Here is a 16,388-nt window from a genome sequence, read left to right as displayed (position 1 = left end):
AATTTACAATTATAAAATACTTTTACATTAATAGTTTTAATGATTTACTTTCCAGTTAATGATAGATTTTACAATCAATTTAAACCGGTCTAAAGTGTTTATTGCTGGGGTTTTACTAATATTTATAAAGATTGATAAATAGCTCAAATTATACTGGCTAATATTTAACAACATTTTTTGCAAATGTTTATTAAAAATATGGATTAATAACTCTGAATCAAAATTTTTGGTTTTAAGTTTATTAATTATTTCTGGTATTTGCATTTGTATATTCCGAATTTCTTTTGAAGAAACATTGTGCAGACAAGGATTAAATAATAATCTAAGATATTTTTCTTCTAACTCAGTTAATGACACTCCCCATGATTTAATATAATTTATTTTATTTTCTACACCATTGACTCCCTGTATTTTTTTTCTTAATGTAGTATTTTGTTGAGGATGCATTCTGTATAAATAAAGGACATCTGGAATAATTTGGAACTTTGTAAAATGAATAAGCCGCCCCCAGAACTCTGTATCTTGTGCCGCCAGAAAGGTTTCATTATAATACAAGTTATTAGCTTTTAAAACTTGTGCTCTTATCATTACTAAAGCGTGTGCAATTGGATTAGCAATTAATAATTGATGTTTAATTGCTACATGACCTATTGGTCGTTCTTTCGAAATATGGGTATTGGGCCCTATAGTTTCAAGCCAAGCACTACACAAACCAACTTGTAGATTATTATCCATAAAAGCTACTTGCTTTTCAAAGCGATGCGGTAAAGAAATATCATCTGAATCCATTCTGGCAATATATTTACCACGAGCCAACTTAATGCCTTTGTTTAATAGGCTTACCCAGCTTTGGCTTTTTGGTTCATCAAAAAAAAGAATCCGAGGATCATTATATGACCGGACAATTTCAGCGCTATTATCTGTTGATCCATCATTAAAAATCAAAAATTCAAAATCAGTGAATGTTTGAAATAATATACTATCAATTGCTTCTCTAAGATATTGAGAAGTATTATGAATAGTCATTATTACACTTATTGTAGGTTTCATATCTTATACTAAATCAAATTATTTATTCGTTGTTATATTCTTATTATAAATCCTAATCTCTTTATGATATCAATAATAACAAAAACAGGGAATAGCAATATTAATCAAAAGTCAACTAAATACTAAAGCTTTTTAGCAATTAATTAAATGAAAGTGGTTGGATTAAGCATCTAAATCCCTTGGCCATTTTATTGCTAACTTAACTTTAATATGCTACCACCCCCTATTAAACTTCCAATTTGATAAGAAAACAGAACCTGACTATCGACCTTTTTACACTCTTTTTATTAACTTGCTTGCTTAGCAATGATTATATAGTTTTCCAGAGCTTTTACTGTAATCCATAAAAAGTATAACAGTTGCCGTTTTTAAGCTGCCCCATTCTAAACCGATACTTGAAAAAATAAGAAAGCCCGGCTTTTTGAGCCTATAAACTCATCCTATTAGATCTAAGTAATATGAATACAATTCAAGTAGTTGATCTGCAAGGCCAGTACCAACGGATTATGCACGAAATTCAGGAGAAAACTAATGCTGTATTTCAGTCAGCCGCATTTATTAAAGGAACAGAGGTTACCGAATTTGAAAAAAAATTAAGCACTTTTAATAGCGTAAACCATACCATTTCATGTGGCAATGGCACAGATGCACTTCAAATAGCTTTAATGGCTTTAGACCTTGAGCCCGGCGATGAGGTTATTATCCCAGCTTTCACTTATGTAGCTACCGCGGAAGTTGCTGCTTTGCTGCGGCTAAAACCGGTTTTGGTTGATGCTGACCCTGAGACCTTTAATATTGATGCAACCAAAGTAAAAAACGCTATCAGTAATCGTAGTAAAAGTATCCTTCCGGTCCATCTTTTTGGGCAATGTGCGGATATGGAAACGCTATCGGATCTGGCCCAAAAGCACAACCTGCAAATTATTGAAGATAACGCACAAGCTATAGGCGCAGATTACACTTTTAGCAATGGTCAAAAAATTAAAGCCGGAACAATAGGCCACATTGGCACTACTTCTTTTTTCCCCTCAAAAAATTTAGGATGCTATGGCGATGGTGGTGCCTTGTTCACAAACGACAGCACCCTTGCAAGGAAAATTTCTATGATCGCTAATCATGGACAGTCTGAAAAGTATTATCATGATGTAATTGGCGTTAATTCACGTTTAGATACAATTCAGGCTGCTATACTAAATATAAAGCTGCAATATCTTCATGATTATACCACTGCCAGACAACAGGCAGCAGCTTACTATGATGAGGCTTTAGCAGATATTCCGGAAGTAAAAATCCCGGCCCGTGATCCAAAATCCACTCACGTTTTTCATCAATACACGCTCAAGATTGAAAACAGTAAACGGGATGCTCTACAGCATTATCTGAAAGAACATGATATTCCTACTATGATCTATTATCCACTTCCTGTCCATTTACAGAAAGCATATCAATACTTAGGTTATAAAAAGGGAGATTTCCCGGTAGCAGAGACTCTTTCTAAAAAGGTATTATCTTTACCGATGCATACAGAATTAAGCGACGATCAACTCAATTATATCACAGATAAGATCCGGAGCTTTTTTAAATAGAAAAATGGAAAAACATTATTTTGCCCATGAAACAGCCGTGATAGATGGAGGCTGTGAGATTGGACCTGGCTCCAAGATCTGGCACTTTTCACATCTGATGCCGGGCTGCGTGTTAGGCCAAAATTGTAACTTAGGTCAAAACGTAGTTATTTCTCCCGGAGTAATCTTAGGAAACAATGTAAAAGTGCAGAATAATGTTTCTATCTATACGGGAGTAATTTGTGAAGATGATGTCTTTCTGGGTCCAAGCATGGTTTTCACCAATATCCTGAACCCCAGAAGTGCGGTTATTCGTCGGGATCAATATTTAAAAACCCTGGTAAAAAAAGGAGCCTCAATCGGGGCCAATGCCACGATCGTTTGCGGTAATGAGATCGGTGAGTATGCTCTGATCGGAGCCGGATCTGTGGTTACGAAAAATGTTAAACCATACGCTTTAATAGTTGGTAACCCAGGCCGACAAACCGGATGGGTGAGTGAATTCGGGCATAAACTAGATTTCAATCAAAACGGTATTGCAATTTGCCCTGAAAGTGGCCAACAATATAAGATAAGTAATAATGCTGTAAGCCGAATTAGCTAAGATTAATGACTCTAAATAAAATAAAATTTGCGGTAGTTGGTTGTGGCCATATTGGAAAACGACACGCAAATATTATTGCACAGAACCCGGAAGCAGAACTTGTTGCATTGTGTGATATACGGCCTGAAGCAGAATTAGAAACAGCCGACTTCAACGTTCCTTTTTTTTCTTCGTTGGAAGAACTTTTACAATCCAATACAATAGTGGATGTAATAAACATTTGCACGCCAAATGGCCTTCATGCGCGGCAAGCTATGCAGGTTCTGGAAAAAGGAATGCATGTTGTTTGTGAGAAACCAATGGGGCTGACTAAAGGTGAATGCGAAGCGGTAATTTTCAAAGCTCTGCAAATGAGTAAACACGTATTTTGCGTGATGCAGAACCGGTATTCACCTCCTTCAATCTGGTTGAAAGAGGTAGTTAGTAATAAATTAATAGGCGAAACCTTTATTGTACAGATCAATTGTTACTGGAATCGTGATGAACGTTATTATCAGAAGAGTTCATGGAAAGGAACAAAGGATCTGGACGGCGGTACTTTGTTCACGCAATTTTCACACTTCATCGACACACTGTACTGGGTTTTTGGCGATATTCAGAATATTCAAGCGCGGCTTTATGATTTTACCCATCAGAGTTCTACTGATTTTGAAGATTCTGGCTTTATTTCTTTTGACATTATGAACGGAGGCTCCGGAACGATAAATTATTCAACAGCAGTCTGGGATCAAAACCTGGAAAGTAGCATTACCGTGATCGGAAGTAAAGGCAGTCTGAAAATAGGCGGTCAATATATGAATGAGGTTATCCATTGCCATATTAATGATTATGAAATGCCCGCCTTAGCCCTATCCAATCCGCCAAACGATTATGGAAACTATAAAGGCTCTGCAGCCAACCATCAATATGTAATTGAAAATGTGATTGCAACTTTAAAGGGTAATAGTACATTAACTACCAATGCACTGGAAGGATTGAAAGTTGTAGAAATAATTGAGCGAATCTATGCCTCAAGTAACTTCAAAAAATAATCTTATTAATATTTTTTTGAAGCCTCAATTCATACTTATCTTTTTTTTAAGTTAAAAATATCTTCAAAGCGGATCATCGTCAATTTCCATAAACTACCCTTATAAACGCTAATTCATTAACGCCCAAAGTCATCCTGCACCCGCACAATATCTTCTTCATCGGAGGGATTTAACGGATCAGTATGTTGCCATATTTCGGCTACAACTCCCCAATCATTTAAGCCGATCAACCGGTGTCGCTCCCCCTGTTTTAAAGTAATGTATTCTCCAGGACCTAACGTTCTGGAATCTGTTTCTTCATCTGTTACACTGGTTACGACTTCTACCTCTCCCTGGACTACTCTCCATAGTTCAGCTCTCCGGTTATGATACTGCCACGATAATCGCTTATTGGGGGCTACCACCAGAATTTTTGGACTTAACTTTCCAGAAAGGTTAATCTGCCCCATATTCAACTTATCAAAAAAGAGATCAATAAATTTATTGATCTGTCCCTCCGCAAGCACAAAAAAGCCTCCCCACGGTCGGTTCTGATCCTGACTTTGAATAGAGAAACCCTGGCTTTCTAACGCTTCTTTTGTTTCGTCAAATAAGGCAATTTTCTGAAGTTCCGTCATTAAAAAACTATAATCCATCCAAATGCTTTCATAAAAAAACAAGTTATGAAAACAATTTATTCAATTAAAAAAACTACACTTTATCCTTAAAAAACTCGTAAGTCCGACGCAAACCTTCTGCCCGATCTACTTTCGGTTCCCAACCCAAAATTTCTTTTGCTTTGGTAATATCCGGGCGACGACGTTGCGGATCGTTTTCCGGCAATGGCTGATATTTAATGTTCAGTTCTACCCCGGCTAACTTACTGATCTCTTCGGCAAATTCTTTGATCGTGATTTCCGATGGATTACCAATGTTTACTGGTAAAGCATAATCGCAGAGTAGTAAACGGTAGATACCCTCTACTAAATCATCTACGTAGCAGAACGAACGCGTTTGTGAACCATCTCCAAAAATTGAAAGCGGTTCGCCACGTAATGCCTGGCTTAAGAAAGCTGGTAAAACCCGGCCATCGTCCAGGCGCATACGCGGCCCATAGGTATTGAAAATCCGGATAATGCGGGTTTCCAGACCGTGGTGCATGTGGTATGCCATAGTTATAGCTTCCTGGAAACGCTTCGCTTCGTCGTAGCAACCGCGCGGGCCAACCGGATTTACGTGTCCCCAGTATTCTTCCACCTGTGGGTGAATTTCCGGATCGCCGTACACTTCCGAAGTGGAAGCGATTAACATGCGGGCATGTTTTACGCGGGCTAAACCAAGTAAATTATGCGTACCTAACGAACCAACTTTCAACGTCTGGATCGGGATCTTCAGATAATCGATCGGCGAAGCCGGTGAAGCAAAATGCAGGATATAATCCAGTTTACCAGGCACGAAAACGAATTTAGAAACGTCGTGGTGGTAAAATTCAAAATGTTGTTCCTTGAAAAGGTGTTCGATATTAGCCAAACTACCGGTAATAAGATTATCCATGGCAATTACATGGTAACCTTCTTTCAAAAACCGGTCACATAAATGTGAACCCAAAAAGCCGGCGCCGCCGGTAATTAAAACGCGTTTTCTGCCCATTATTATTTTATGCAATTTCTACTGTAGAGTGGTAATACGGCTTAACGCCTATGCCATAATAGGTAAAGCCGGCATCCTGCATTTCTTTTGTGTCGTAAATATTACGACCATCGAAGATCACTTTATCGCGCATCAGCTTACCTACAACTTTAAAGTTTGGAGATCGGAACTCCGGCCATTCGGTTACGATCAAAAGCGCATCGGCATCTACTAGGGCTTCATTCTGATCGTTGGCATATTCAATTTTATCGCCGATGATGTGCTGCGCTTCTTTCATGGCAACCGGATCATACGCTTTTACCTTGCAACCTTCAGCCAGCAGCTTTTCGATGATCACCAAAGAAGGTGCTTCACGCATATCGTCGGTTTTCGGTTTGAAAGACAAGCCCCAAAGTGCAAATGTTTTTCCGGCCAAGTCCCCACCAAAGTGCTTTTTAATTTTATTGAAAAGCACTGATTTCTGATTCTCATTTACTGACTCTACCGATTCCAGAATCTGCATCTGGTAACCGTTATCAGCAGCAGTTTTGATAAGGGCTTTTACGTCTTTCGGGAAGCAGGACCCACCATAGCCAATACCAGGATAAATAAATTTATTACCGATACGAGCATCGGAGCCAATACCTTTACGCACCATATTTACATCAGCTCCCATAATTTCGCACAAGTTTGCAATATCGTTCATGAAGCTGATCTTGGTAGCAAGCATGGAATTGGCGGCATATTTGGTCATTTCGGCGGAAGGAATATCCATGAAAATGATCGGGTGACCGTTGAGCAGGAATGGCTTGTAAACTTTAGACATAATGCCTTCCGCTTTTTCTGATTCCACACCAATTACAATACGATCCGGTTTCAGGAAGTCTTCGATGGCAGCGCCTTCTTTCAGGAATTCCGGGTTAGAAGCTACATCGAAATCGAAGGCTTTACCGCGGGCGCTTAGCTCATCTTCAAGGGCGGCGCGTACTTTATTGGCAGTACCAACCGGAACGGTACTTTTAGTAACCACTACCATGTAGTTGTTCATATTGCGGCCAATTTCGCGGGCTACGCCCAGTACGTATTTCAGGTCGGCGCTGCCATCTTCACCGGGAGGCGTACCTACGGCAATAAAAGCTACATCGGCATCCTGAATGCTTTCGGCCAGATTGGTGGAGAATTGTAAACGGCCTTTTTCAGTGTTCCGCAATACCATTTCTTCCAGACCTGGTTCGTAGATCGGCAGAATGCCTTGCTTCAGGTTATCTATTTTCTTCTGATCGATATCGATGCAGGTAACTTCCATACCTACTTCAGCCAAACAAGTGCCGGTTACCAAACCAACATAACCGGTGCCTACAACTGCTATTTTCATATTTTTTTCCTTTTTTAGTTTTAAACGAAGCTAAAACGAAAATTCAAAACGGTATCTTTTTTAACTAAAAAAATCAGGCCATCCACTTCTTCCACCAGTACTGAAACACAATTAACCCCCAGATCCGGGCGTGAATGTCTTCCGGGTTGCTAGAGAAAAGCTTGGTTTTTAACTTCCTGATCTCATCGACTTCAAATAAACCCTGGGCTTCGATGAACTGGTCGGAAAGCAGATCGTCGGTGATGAGTGGTTTCAATTCGTTACGGAACCATTTCAGCAAGGGCACTTCAAAACCGTGTTTCGGGCGTTTGTAAAGTTCTTCGGGCAACAAGTGACGGAAAGCATCCTGCACGATCTTTTTCTTCATGCCGCCATCTATTTTTGAAGATTCCGGCAAAGAAAAAGCGAAATCCACCACTTTGTAATCGAGGAACGGGGTGCGGACTTCCAGGCTGTTGGCCATGCTCATCAGATCTACTTTGGTAAGCATATCGTTTTGCAAAACCAGCTGCATGTCGGTGAGAAGCACTTCGTTCAGGTCGCCATCCTGGTGAATATTATCGAGGATCTTCTTTTTGCGCTTCTGGAAAAGTTTCTTGCCGATTACCCGGGCTACCTGCTTTTTAAAGAGCTTGCGCGCGTCTTTTTCGTTGGTGAAAGTGGCCAGCTGCCAGTAACGTTCCTTATTAGACAAAGTCATGCCGGTGGCAAAACGCTGAAACTGCCGTACGCGATTTCCCATGGTAGAGTTGCGCGATTTTGGTAAAACGTCCCAAAGTGGTGATAAAGCTAAAACGGCTTCTTCTTTCCAGCCGGCATGACGCACGCGGTAATCGCCCATGTGCTTGTTGTAGCCGGCAAAAAGTTCATCGGCGCCATCGCCGCTTAAAGCCACGGTTACTTTTTCGCGGGTGCGTTTGCTTAATATATACACGGCCAGGGCTGAAGAATCGGCGAAAGGTTCGTCGGTGTAATTCAGCAGGTCGAAAATGTGGTCGTAGAGATCGTTGTTGGTGAGCGAGAAAACGGTGTGATTCGTTTTATATTTATCGGCTACCAGATTCGCGTATTTGGTTTCGTCGAAGAACGGTTCGTCTTTATACCCGATCGAAAACGTGTTCAGCTTATTGGTGTATTTCGAAGCTAACGCTACGATTACCGAGCTATCGATGCCGCCGCTCAGAAACGCACCCAAAGGCACATCAGCGATCATGCGGCGTTCCACCGATTCGTCCATTAAACGAACGAGTTCTTTTTGCTGCTGATCGTAGTTGAGCGGGTTGTTTTTGGCTTTCTTTTTATCGTACGGAATTTTATACCAGGCTTTGGTCATTACTTTTCCGTTGCGGATGTGCAGGTAATAACCCGGACGCAGCTTTTTTACGCCCTTAAAGATTGAAGCCGGACCCGGAATATAATTCAGCTGTAAATAATTATAGAGCGAAACCAGGTCGAGTTTTTTGGGAATATTGAAGGCCATCATGGCTTTCATTTCCGAAGCAAAAATAAATTTATCGGCGTCTTTGTAAACCAGCAGTGGCTTTATGCCCATACGGTCGCGGGCAACGAACAGACTATCGTCCTGCTTGTCGTAAATAGCGAATGCAAAAAAACCGTTAAGTTTTTTCAGGAAGCTTTTACCCTCGGTGATGTATAGTTTCAGCAGCACTTCGGTATCGGTCTGGCTCTGAAACGTATGGCCTTTGGCTACCAGTTTTGCTTTGAGTTCGCGATAGTTAAAAATTTCACCGTTAAAAACGATGGTATAGCGACCGGTTTCGTCATGCATCGGCTGGTTACCACCTTCAGAAGTATCGATAATAGATAAACGGCGATGCCCTAAACCTACACAGGAGCTCACAAAATGGCCCTGCGAATCGGGTCCGCGTTTTTCAATAGCATCGGTCGAAGCCTTGAGGTTGCCGATAAAATGCCGGCCGGCGTCGTTAAAAGCGTATATTCCAGAGATTCCACACATAGCAAGCGTCAAAAATACGGGTAATTTGGAGATAATAGAATTTATTTTTTGAATTTCCTAAAATGCGGAACAAACGTAATAAAAACGGTAGGGTTTTGAGGGGGAAAAGTAAAGCAGTAATAGTAGCGTAGGGTTTAAACCCTACGCTACTGAAATATGCTAATCGTTTTTCTGGAACAAGTTTTTGGTTTTCCACCAGAAGCTGCGGAAGTAATAAGCAGGGGTTTTTCTAACACTACAAACAATGAGCTCTCCAATTACAGGTAATGACTTCAAATGAATATTTAAGGTTTTGTGCATTTCTTTTTCAGAAATCAAAATTTCTTTTGATTCATAGCCGATACTGGCGGCAATTAAAACCAACTCTTTTAATTGTAACGTGTCAGGAACAATAATTTTGAAATAGCCTTCAATATCGGTCTGAGAATAAATTTTGGTTTCTTTAATTACTATAGTAGTAAATGGAATTCCTTCTTTTGACTCTGAATCCAACAATTTACCCTCAATCACTAAATCTGCACCACTGACTTTTTCCGGTGTTTTTCCTACCGTTTTGGCTGGAGTTTCTTCTCCGGCTGCTTTCTTTTCCACGATTTGCCCAGCCGGGGTTGGATGATCAAAATAATGCTGCGCCTGGGTCTGGGAAGAAATGCCTAAAAACAAAGCTGCTGCCGCCAAAGCCCGGGGAAAGAAATTTTGCTTTGGCAGTGTTTCGGCGTAAACCGCGCGGTTGAGTTGGGAATCAGAGAAACGGCCGCAGGTTTTCCCTGAAATGTTACCAAAATAATCCAGCAACTGCTTATCCGTGAACTGGCTGAAATCAACTACTGTGGTGGCACAACTCGCGCAGAAACGGCCTTTTGCCTGCGGCGTCATCGCGTTCCAGTTTTCGGAACAGGGTTGGGGTACGGAAATTTTAAGTTGAGGACGCGCCATGCAAAGTTGGTTTAGGAAACGGTATTCAAAATACGCAAAAAACTATATTCCGGCAAATCGTGTTTTCAGCTTTTGACTTTTGCAGGCTAAAACCATAGCGTTTTGTTTATGTTTTCAACTTAATAAATCGTCCGTTCAGGTAAAACGCAAAGCTCAGGTTATAAACGCTGCCATTTAAATTACCAGCATACTGCACCGGATACATAATAAAACGGGTTCTGATACCATAATCGCTTTTTTCGCGACCGAATAACGATGGAATGAACGATAATTGGTGGCGCAACTTCCAGTCTATATTTACGCCTAAATTATACGTATTATCTGTCAGATACTGTTTATCATACCGTTCAGGATTGGCCTTATCATCAACTGAAAAAGAAACAAAAGCCGGCCCGGCGAACGGGGTTATCCGCCATTTAGCATTATCTAGTACAGTAACCCCAAACCCTGCTCCTACTTGTACCAAACCGTAATTCAAACCATCGGGCCAGTCATAAACACCCGTATAAGCTTTTTCCAGTTTTCCGTAGCCAACATTCGGGTTTAAAAACACCACTGCATTCTTAAAACTGAAATCGAAACCGAAGCCAAAGCCCAGCGCATTACTAAAAATTTTGTTCAGGTCACCACCCAGGCTGGAGTGGTTCAAGCTATAATGCAACCCCATTCCAAAATTACTGATCCTAAATGCGGGCAACTTAATCTTTTCCACAGAATCGAGCTGCTGGTAAGAACGGTGCAGCCAGCTGTTAACCTCTTTCTCTTTCCAGCCTTTATTGGTTTCAACCTGGTAGCGGGCCATTAACTCGCGAAAAGCCCTTAACTCCTGTTGCGCCAGATTCGGAGCTTCATTAATATGCTGAATGCTCATTAGTTTCTGCTGCAAAATACGCTCGTGAAACTCAAGATAGTTAAAAATTGCCTGGTTGAATTTCAGCGTAAGGTCAGTTTTTACAGAGTCGTGAATCCAGGATTGTTCCCGATCCATGAAGGCAGTAACCCCAAGAATTAATACGGTAGAATCTCCTATTTTTTCCTTCTCAGCTTTATAGAATATGGAGTATAAAAATTCCGAACCCATTGGGGCAACGGCCAACGGTTTCCCTTTAAAATCGGATAAACTTAATGGGCCATCTTCCCACTTTTTATAAGAAGGTCCTAATTCTAAAGGCTTGAACTGCGCACAAACCGGTTTGGCCAGTAAAAGAAAAGGAACGATTATGGCGAATAATTTTCGTAGCATTTACACTTTTTAAGCCTGCAAACTTAAAAATTAATATTCCGCCTGCAAATTTTTGTTACCACACAAAACGGTATGAAAAACACCACAAAAACTCTTTAAGCATTTTAAAATCGCTTTCAGAATTGCATCTAATTCTTAGCCAACTTCAGAAGCGTTTCATAAACTGAATCGATCACGTTTGCCATGCGGGTCAGGTCTAAGGTTTTCAGGGTATCGGTGGGTTGGTGGTAGTTTTTATTGCGGTAAAAGGCCGTATCAGTAACCATTAACGCGCTGAACCCGAAAGCCCAGTAATTCAGATGGTCGGAAAAATCGATGCCGGGCAAAGCCGCCGGACCAACAAACGATTTGGTGCGGATAAGGTCGGTTTTATGAAAAGTACGGTTGAATTGCCGCGCAAATTTCCCGGCCCCGAACTTCCGGACCAGCGTGATGTAATTTCCGCGGTTGCCATAAACCAGTTTCAAAGCTCCAACCGGATAATCCTGGGTGTGTTTTTCATCTTTAAAATACCCGATCATTTCCAGGCTCACCATGCCCAGAACCGGCACTTTTGCCTCAGCCAGCGATTTTGCATGAACGTAACTACCCATATTCTGCGTCCGGAAATAAGGCGGTTCTTCGAGCGTATACGCTACCAGATCAATGCGAACATTTAAATTTTCGTGCTGCAGCAGCCGGGCCAGTTCCAGCAAACCAGTCGTTCCGGAAGCGTTATCGTCGGCGCCCTGCTGGTTATCGCAAACATCGTAATGCGCACCTACAATTATGCGCGGCGCGTTTTCCGGCCCGAAAGAACAGATAATATTCTGATAGGTTTTCTTCCCGATGTTGTACGGCTGCACCACAACCCTTTCGCTGTATTTCCGGAACGTGGTTTCTATGTATTGCGATGCTTCATTCAGCGTTTTCAGATCCTGGTAATTCCGGAAGCCCGGCGTTTTGGTGAGCGTAATTAAATGGCTCCGGATTTGGGTGGTGTCGCTTTTACCAGCGTACAGATCAAAACTCAAAAACAGCAGAAAAACGGTAGCGAAAAGCTTCATAAAAGTCAGATAAGAATATTGGTATTGCTACTGTTTTCTTCTTCTCCCCTGCTCATCGAAATGGTCTTTCAGATGTTTTTCGGTGAAATAATACGTGGCACCAACCAGCAGGAGCATGAGAATAATACCAGCCAGAATACCGGTAAAGGCAGAAGGCCCCAAAGGAAAGGTAAAAGCCCCGATCAGCATCATTACCAGCCCGAGTTGCCAAAGCAGCTGCGCCGCGTAACGATTCCCGGCCCGCCAGATCTCATGGTTGCGCATAGATTTTGCCGTGCGATAACCGTAGTACCAGTTAATTTTTTTCGGTGGAAAGAAACGCAGCACCAGACCCGCCACCACAAAAATAAATCCCGAAATAAGTCCGATAAAAGATAAGTGATTCACTGTTTGGTTTGGTTGAATTACTGAATAGTTGCATTTAAAATCCGGAACTATAACGAAAATAATTACCGGAAAGGTATGCAGCACTTTTCCAGTCAAAAACCATAGCATTTTTCCTGCCAAATCTCCTTTGCATTACTTCATTGGCTGTTGAAACGCAAAGGAAATTTAATAAACAAAATACACACAAGTCCAGGCCTTGCTGCATTTTTTCAAAGACAGGCTGTTTTGTAGATATTAGTCAGCAAGAGAGGTGCAAGCGATATCAAATTATGATCAATTGCAAGACCGTCCAGAATGGCTACAAAAAATGTTAACCAAGAAAATATTTTGAGAAAACTGAAAGCTCAGCTTGCGTTGAATCTGCAAGCCGCAGTTTACTTATCCTAATAGGTTTATCCAGCGACAGGAAATTTCTGGCGTAAGCTGATAGTCGTTATGTAGTAATTCTTCCAGTGAAATAGCAGAAGGGTAGCAGGAAATTCAGTTCGCCTAAACCTGCTAATAAGAAAAGCAAAGTTCTTTCGAAACTAATATTCCCTATAGCCTAACATATTAAGGAGTAAAATTTTAAAACCTGAATGCTTCAACACTTTTTAAGTTTTGCGTGCAATCCGGAAAACTTAAAAAGTGGGGGTATTGGATCAGCGGCCAAAATCATCCTGCACCCGGACAATATCATTTTCATCCGAAGGGTGAGTCAAATCTGTATGCTGCCAGATTTCAGCTACTACGCCCCAGTCATTCAGGCCAATTAAACGATGCCGCTCACCCATTTTGAGTGCAATGTGTTCTCCTGAATTCAAGATCCGGGGGGTACTTTCTTCATTCGTTTCACTGGTTACCACCTGCACTTCTCCTTTCACTACCCTCCAAAGTTCCGCGCGCCGGTTATGATATTGCCAGGACAGCCGTTTATTTGGCGCAACGAGCAGAATTTTAGGACTAAGTTTTCCGGTGAGATTGATGTGGCCGTAAAAAGAATTCAGGAAAAACATCTCAATAAATTTATGGATCTGTTCTTCAGGGAGCACAAAAAAACCTCCCCAGGGCCGGGTATCATCATGGCTTTCAATCGTAAAACCGTTGCTTTCCAGGACTTGTTTCGTTTCGTCGAACAAGTTTTTTTTCAGAAGATCGTTCATAATTAAACTAGTTTACAGTGCGGCTTGAATTATATAGATATAGAAAATCAGCAAACTTTAGTATTAATTAACTCGCAGAAAATCACTTTAATAAATAATTATCTTTCACCACCAGGATTTTCCTTGGCAATTATTTATATAATTATTTTTAGATTTTTTACGAATTAACTAACAAAAAAGTTTTACCTGAGTTTTTAAGCCCGAAACCATAGCGTTTTGCCTGCTGTAACTAAACTTTAAACATTCTGAACTTCCTTCACGAACCGTTTAAAAGATCTTCCCCGGGTTCATGATACCGTGCGGGTCGAAAACGTTTTTAATGCCGCGCATCAGGTTCAATTGCGTTTCGCCGAGGGCAATGCCGATGTAGGGTTTCTGCACCAGACCAATGCCGTGTTCGCCGGAAATAGTGCCGCCCAGTTTTACGCAAAGCTCGAAAAGCTCTTTTATGCCATCAGTCAGTTTGTAGTTCCAGTCGTCGTCAGACATATCGGCTTTTACAATGTTCACGTGCAGGTTGCCGTCGCCGGCGTGGCCGTAACACACACTTTTGAAGCCGTATTTCCTACCGATTTCCTTCACGCCATGCAGCAGTTTCGGCAATTCGGCGCGCGGCACTACGGTATCTTCTTCCTTGTAAACTGAATTGTGTTTTACCGCATGCGAGGCGTTGCGGCGCAGTTTCCAGAGTTCATTTTTCTGCGCTTCGTTATCGGCAAGCAGAATTTCACCGATGTTGTAGTTTTGCAGCAGCTCATAAAGTGTTTCGGCTTCTTTGTACAAAACATCCAGGTCGTTGCCGTCAAGTTCTATTAATAAATGCGCCTCAATTCCTTCCGGCAGATCGGTTTCAATATTCAAATAACGACTCGCCCATTCAATGGCTTCCCGTTCCATAAACTCTAAGCCCGAAGGAACCAAACCGATCCGGAAAATCTGCGAAACGGCGGCGCAGGCCTCTTCGGCGGAATAAAAAGGGACACGCAGCAGCAGGTTTTTGGTTGGAAAAGGAATTAAGCGGAAAACGATCTTTGTAATAATGCCCAAAGTACCTTCACTGCCGATCATGAGTTGGGTTAAATTGTAGCCAGTGGCATTTTTCAGCACGTTGGCACCGGTCCAGATCAGTTCGCCTGTAGGCAAAACCACTTGAATATTCAGCACATAATCTTTGGTTACGCCGTATTTTACCGCTTTGGGTCCGCCGGAAGATTCGCTTAGGTTCCCGCCTAAAAAACAGCTGCCTTTACTGGCTGGGTCGGGTGGGTAAAACAAGCCTTTTTCCTGCACAGCCATCTGAAAAGCTTCGTTTATTACGCCCGGCTCTACTGTAGCCTGCAAATTCCGCTCGTCTATCTCCAGAATTTTGTTAAGTCTTTCGGTGGAAATAACCACGCCTTTATGAACGGGCAGCGCGCCGCCGCTCAAGCCCGTACCGGCCCCGCGCGGCGTAACCGGAATAAAATTCTGGTGGCAGAGCTTCACAATTTCGGCAATCTCTTCAGCGTTAGCAGGTTTTAAAACTACTTCCGGAAAAAATTTCAGATCTTCGGTTTCGTCGGAAGCGTGGCGGGCAAAATCTTCGTGGGAAGCGATTAACACAAATTTTTCGCCTACGATCTGGGTAAACTGATTTAAAACGGTATCGGAAACGGGAGAAAAAGTCATTTTGAAAGAAAAAATTTTGGCTTAATTTTAGAGCAGGAACAGGAAAGCTAAGATATGGGTTTGCAGGCGTTATTTAAAAAATATCCGATTTTTCTGATGCTGGTTTTGGTGGCAATGGCTTCCTGCCAGTCGTTTCATCTCCGTTCTTCCGGCCCCGTTTCGCCCGACGAAGCCGAACAACAGCAATTGGCCCGCGAGTTTAAAAAGCTCGAAAAGAAAGCGGCCAAGCAAGCTAGCTGGTCCGAAAAACGCAAACTGAAAGCAGCCCGCCACACCGAAGACAATAAGGTGGAAAAAGTAATTTCTACGGCACGTTCGTATTACGGCACTCCTTATAAATACGGCGGTACTACCCGCATTGGCATAGATTGTTCGGGTTTATTATACCAGAGTTTCAGCGCCATAGATGTGCATTTGCCGCGCAGTTCTAACGAACAAAGCCAGATTGGTCCCGTCGTTCGCCCCAAAGAACTTCAGAAAGGCGACCTTGTTTTTTTTGGTGCCAGCCGCGGAAGCAACCAGATCACGCACGTGGGTTTGGTAACCGAAGTAGTTAAAGAAAAGGAAGAAGTGCGTTTCATTCATTCTTCCACCAGTTTAGGCGTAAAAGAAGATAACGTTTTTTCGAACTACTGGAGCGACCTTTTTATTAAAGCCGTGCGGCCGCAGATCTGACCCTTTATTTTAATCCTTTATCAATTTAATTCCAGCCAACAAATCGAGCTACCAGTGTTAACATTTTTTTAATGTAGTCT

The 16,388-nt window shown here is 41.8% G+C and carries 15 protein-coding genes; 4 read left to right on the top strand and 11 right to left on the bottom strand.

Annotation, left to right across the window (positions count from 1 at the left end):
• Positions 1-36: 36 nt before the first annotated feature.
• Positions 37-1,050 (bottom strand): glycosyltransferase family 2 protein, encoded by a 1,014-nt coding sequence (locus ACFPIB_RS01855; protein ID WP_378015715.1) that lies wholly within the window; start codon positions 1,048-1,050, stop codon positions 37-39.
• 458 nt (positions 1,051-1,508) lie between these two features.
• Here ACFPIB_RS01855 and ACFPIB_RS01850 point away from each other — a divergent pair, with 458 nt between their 5' ends.
• From ACFPIB_RS01850 to ACFPIB_RS01840, 3 genes are read left to right on the top strand one after another with little or no spacing between them, the layout of a single operon-like run.
• A complete protein-coding gene (locus ACFPIB_RS01850; RefSeq protein WP_378015714.1) occupies positions 1,509-2,636 on the top strand; it encodes a DegT/DnrJ/EryC1/StrS family aminotransferase in 1,128 nt (375 codons plus the stop codon).
• Positions 2,637-2,640: 4 nt separating this feature from the next.
• Positions 2,641-3,219, top strand: a complete 579-nt coding sequence (locus ACFPIB_RS01845) for an acyltransferase (RefSeq protein WP_378015713.1) — start codon at positions 2,641-2,643, stop codon at positions 3,217-3,219.
• A gap of 5 nt (positions 3,220-3,224) precedes the next feature.
• The gene (locus tag ACFPIB_RS01840) at positions 3,225-4,250 is read left to right on the top strand and encodes a Gfo/Idh/MocA family protein (protein WP_378015712.1); all 1,026 of its coding nucleotides are present in this window, start codon (positions 3,225-3,227) and stop codon (positions 4,248-4,250) included.
• A 116-nt stretch (positions 4,251-4,366) separates the two neighbouring features.
• Here ACFPIB_RS01840 and ACFPIB_RS01835 read toward each other — a convergent pair whose 3' ends face one another.
• From ACFPIB_RS01835 to ACFPIB_RS01790, 10 genes are all read right to left on the bottom strand, one after another.
• The gene (locus tag ACFPIB_RS01835) at positions 4,367-4,885 is read right to left on the bottom strand and encodes a cupin domain-containing protein (RefSeq protein ID WP_378015711.1); all 519 of its coding nucleotides are present in this window, start codon (positions 4,883-4,885) and stop codon (positions 4,367-4,369) included.
• A gap of 55 nt (positions 4,886-4,940) precedes the next feature.
• A complete protein-coding gene (locus ACFPIB_RS01830; RefSeq protein ID WP_378015710.1) occupies positions 4,941-5,879 on the bottom strand; it encodes a UDP-glucuronic acid decarboxylase family protein in 939 nt (312 codons plus the stop codon).
• Positions 5,880-5,886: 7 nt separating this feature from the next.
• Positions 5,887-7,233 carry a UDP-glucose dehydrogenase family protein gene (locus ACFPIB_RS01825; RefSeq protein ID WP_378015709.1) on the bottom strand — a complete coding sequence of 449 codons (1,347 nt, stop codon included), beginning with the start codon at positions 7,231-7,233 and terminating at the stop codon, positions 5,887-5,889.
• Between the two features lie 73 nt (positions 7,234-7,306).
• Positions 7,307-9,211, bottom strand: a complete 1,905-nt coding sequence (gene asnB, locus ACFPIB_RS01820) for an asparagine synthase (glutamine-hydrolyzing) (protein WP_378015708.1) — start codon at positions 9,209-9,211, stop codon at positions 7,307-7,309.
• A 159-nt stretch (positions 9,212-9,370) separates the two neighbouring features.
• A complete protein-coding gene (locus ACFPIB_RS01815) occupies positions 9,371-10,087 on the bottom strand; it encodes a carboxypeptidase-like regulatory domain-containing protein (protein WP_378015707.1) in 717 nt (238 codons plus the stop codon).
• A 166-nt stretch (positions 10,088-10,253) separates the two neighbouring features.
• Positions 10,254-11,390 (bottom strand): hypothetical protein, encoded by a 1,137-nt coding sequence (locus tag ACFPIB_RS01810; protein ID WP_378015706.1) that lies wholly within the window; start codon positions 11,388-11,390, stop codon positions 10,254-10,256.
• A 128-nt stretch (positions 11,391-11,518) separates the two neighbouring features.
• The gene (locus ACFPIB_RS01805) at positions 11,519-12,436 is read right to left on the bottom strand and encodes a M28 family peptidase (protein ID WP_378015705.1); all 918 of its coding nucleotides are present in this window, start codon (positions 12,434-12,436) and stop codon (positions 11,519-11,521) included.
• A gap of 27 nt (positions 12,437-12,463) precedes the next feature.
• Complete coding sequence (locus tag ACFPIB_RS01800) at positions 12,464-12,823, bottom strand: SdpI family protein (RefSeq protein ID WP_378015704.1); 360 nt, start codon at positions 12,821-12,823, stop codon at positions 12,464-12,466.
• Between the two features lie 641 nt (positions 12,824-13,464).
• Entirely contained in the window at positions 13,465-13,965 is a 501-nt protein-coding gene (locus tag ACFPIB_RS01795) for a cupin domain-containing protein (RefSeq protein WP_378015703.1), read from the bottom strand.
• Between the two features lie 267 nt (positions 13,966-14,232).
• Positions 14,233-15,633: an FAD-binding oxidoreductase gene (locus ACFPIB_RS01790; protein ID WP_378015702.1), complete on the bottom strand. Its 1,401-nt coding sequence runs from the start codon at positions 15,631-15,633 to the stop codon at positions 14,233-14,235.
• Positions 15,634-15,687: 54 nt separating this feature from the next.
• Between ACFPIB_RS01790 and ACFPIB_RS01785 the strand changes: the two genes are divergently transcribed.
• Complete coding sequence (locus tag ACFPIB_RS01785; RefSeq protein ID WP_378015701.1) at positions 15,688-16,308, top strand: C40 family peptidase; 621 nt, start codon at positions 15,688-15,690, stop codon at positions 16,306-16,308.
• Positions 16,309-16,388 lie beyond the last annotated feature (80 nt).

The sequence above is a fragment of the Adhaeribacter terreus genome (genome assembly GCF_042657365.1).
Taxonomy (GTDB): domain Bacteria; phylum Bacteroidota; class Bacteroidia; order Cytophagales; family Hymenobacteraceae; genus Adhaeribacter_A; species Adhaeribacter_A terreus.
The sequence above is the reverse complement of the archived record's forward strand: the minus strand, read 5'-3'. Positions and strand labels throughout refer to the sequence as shown.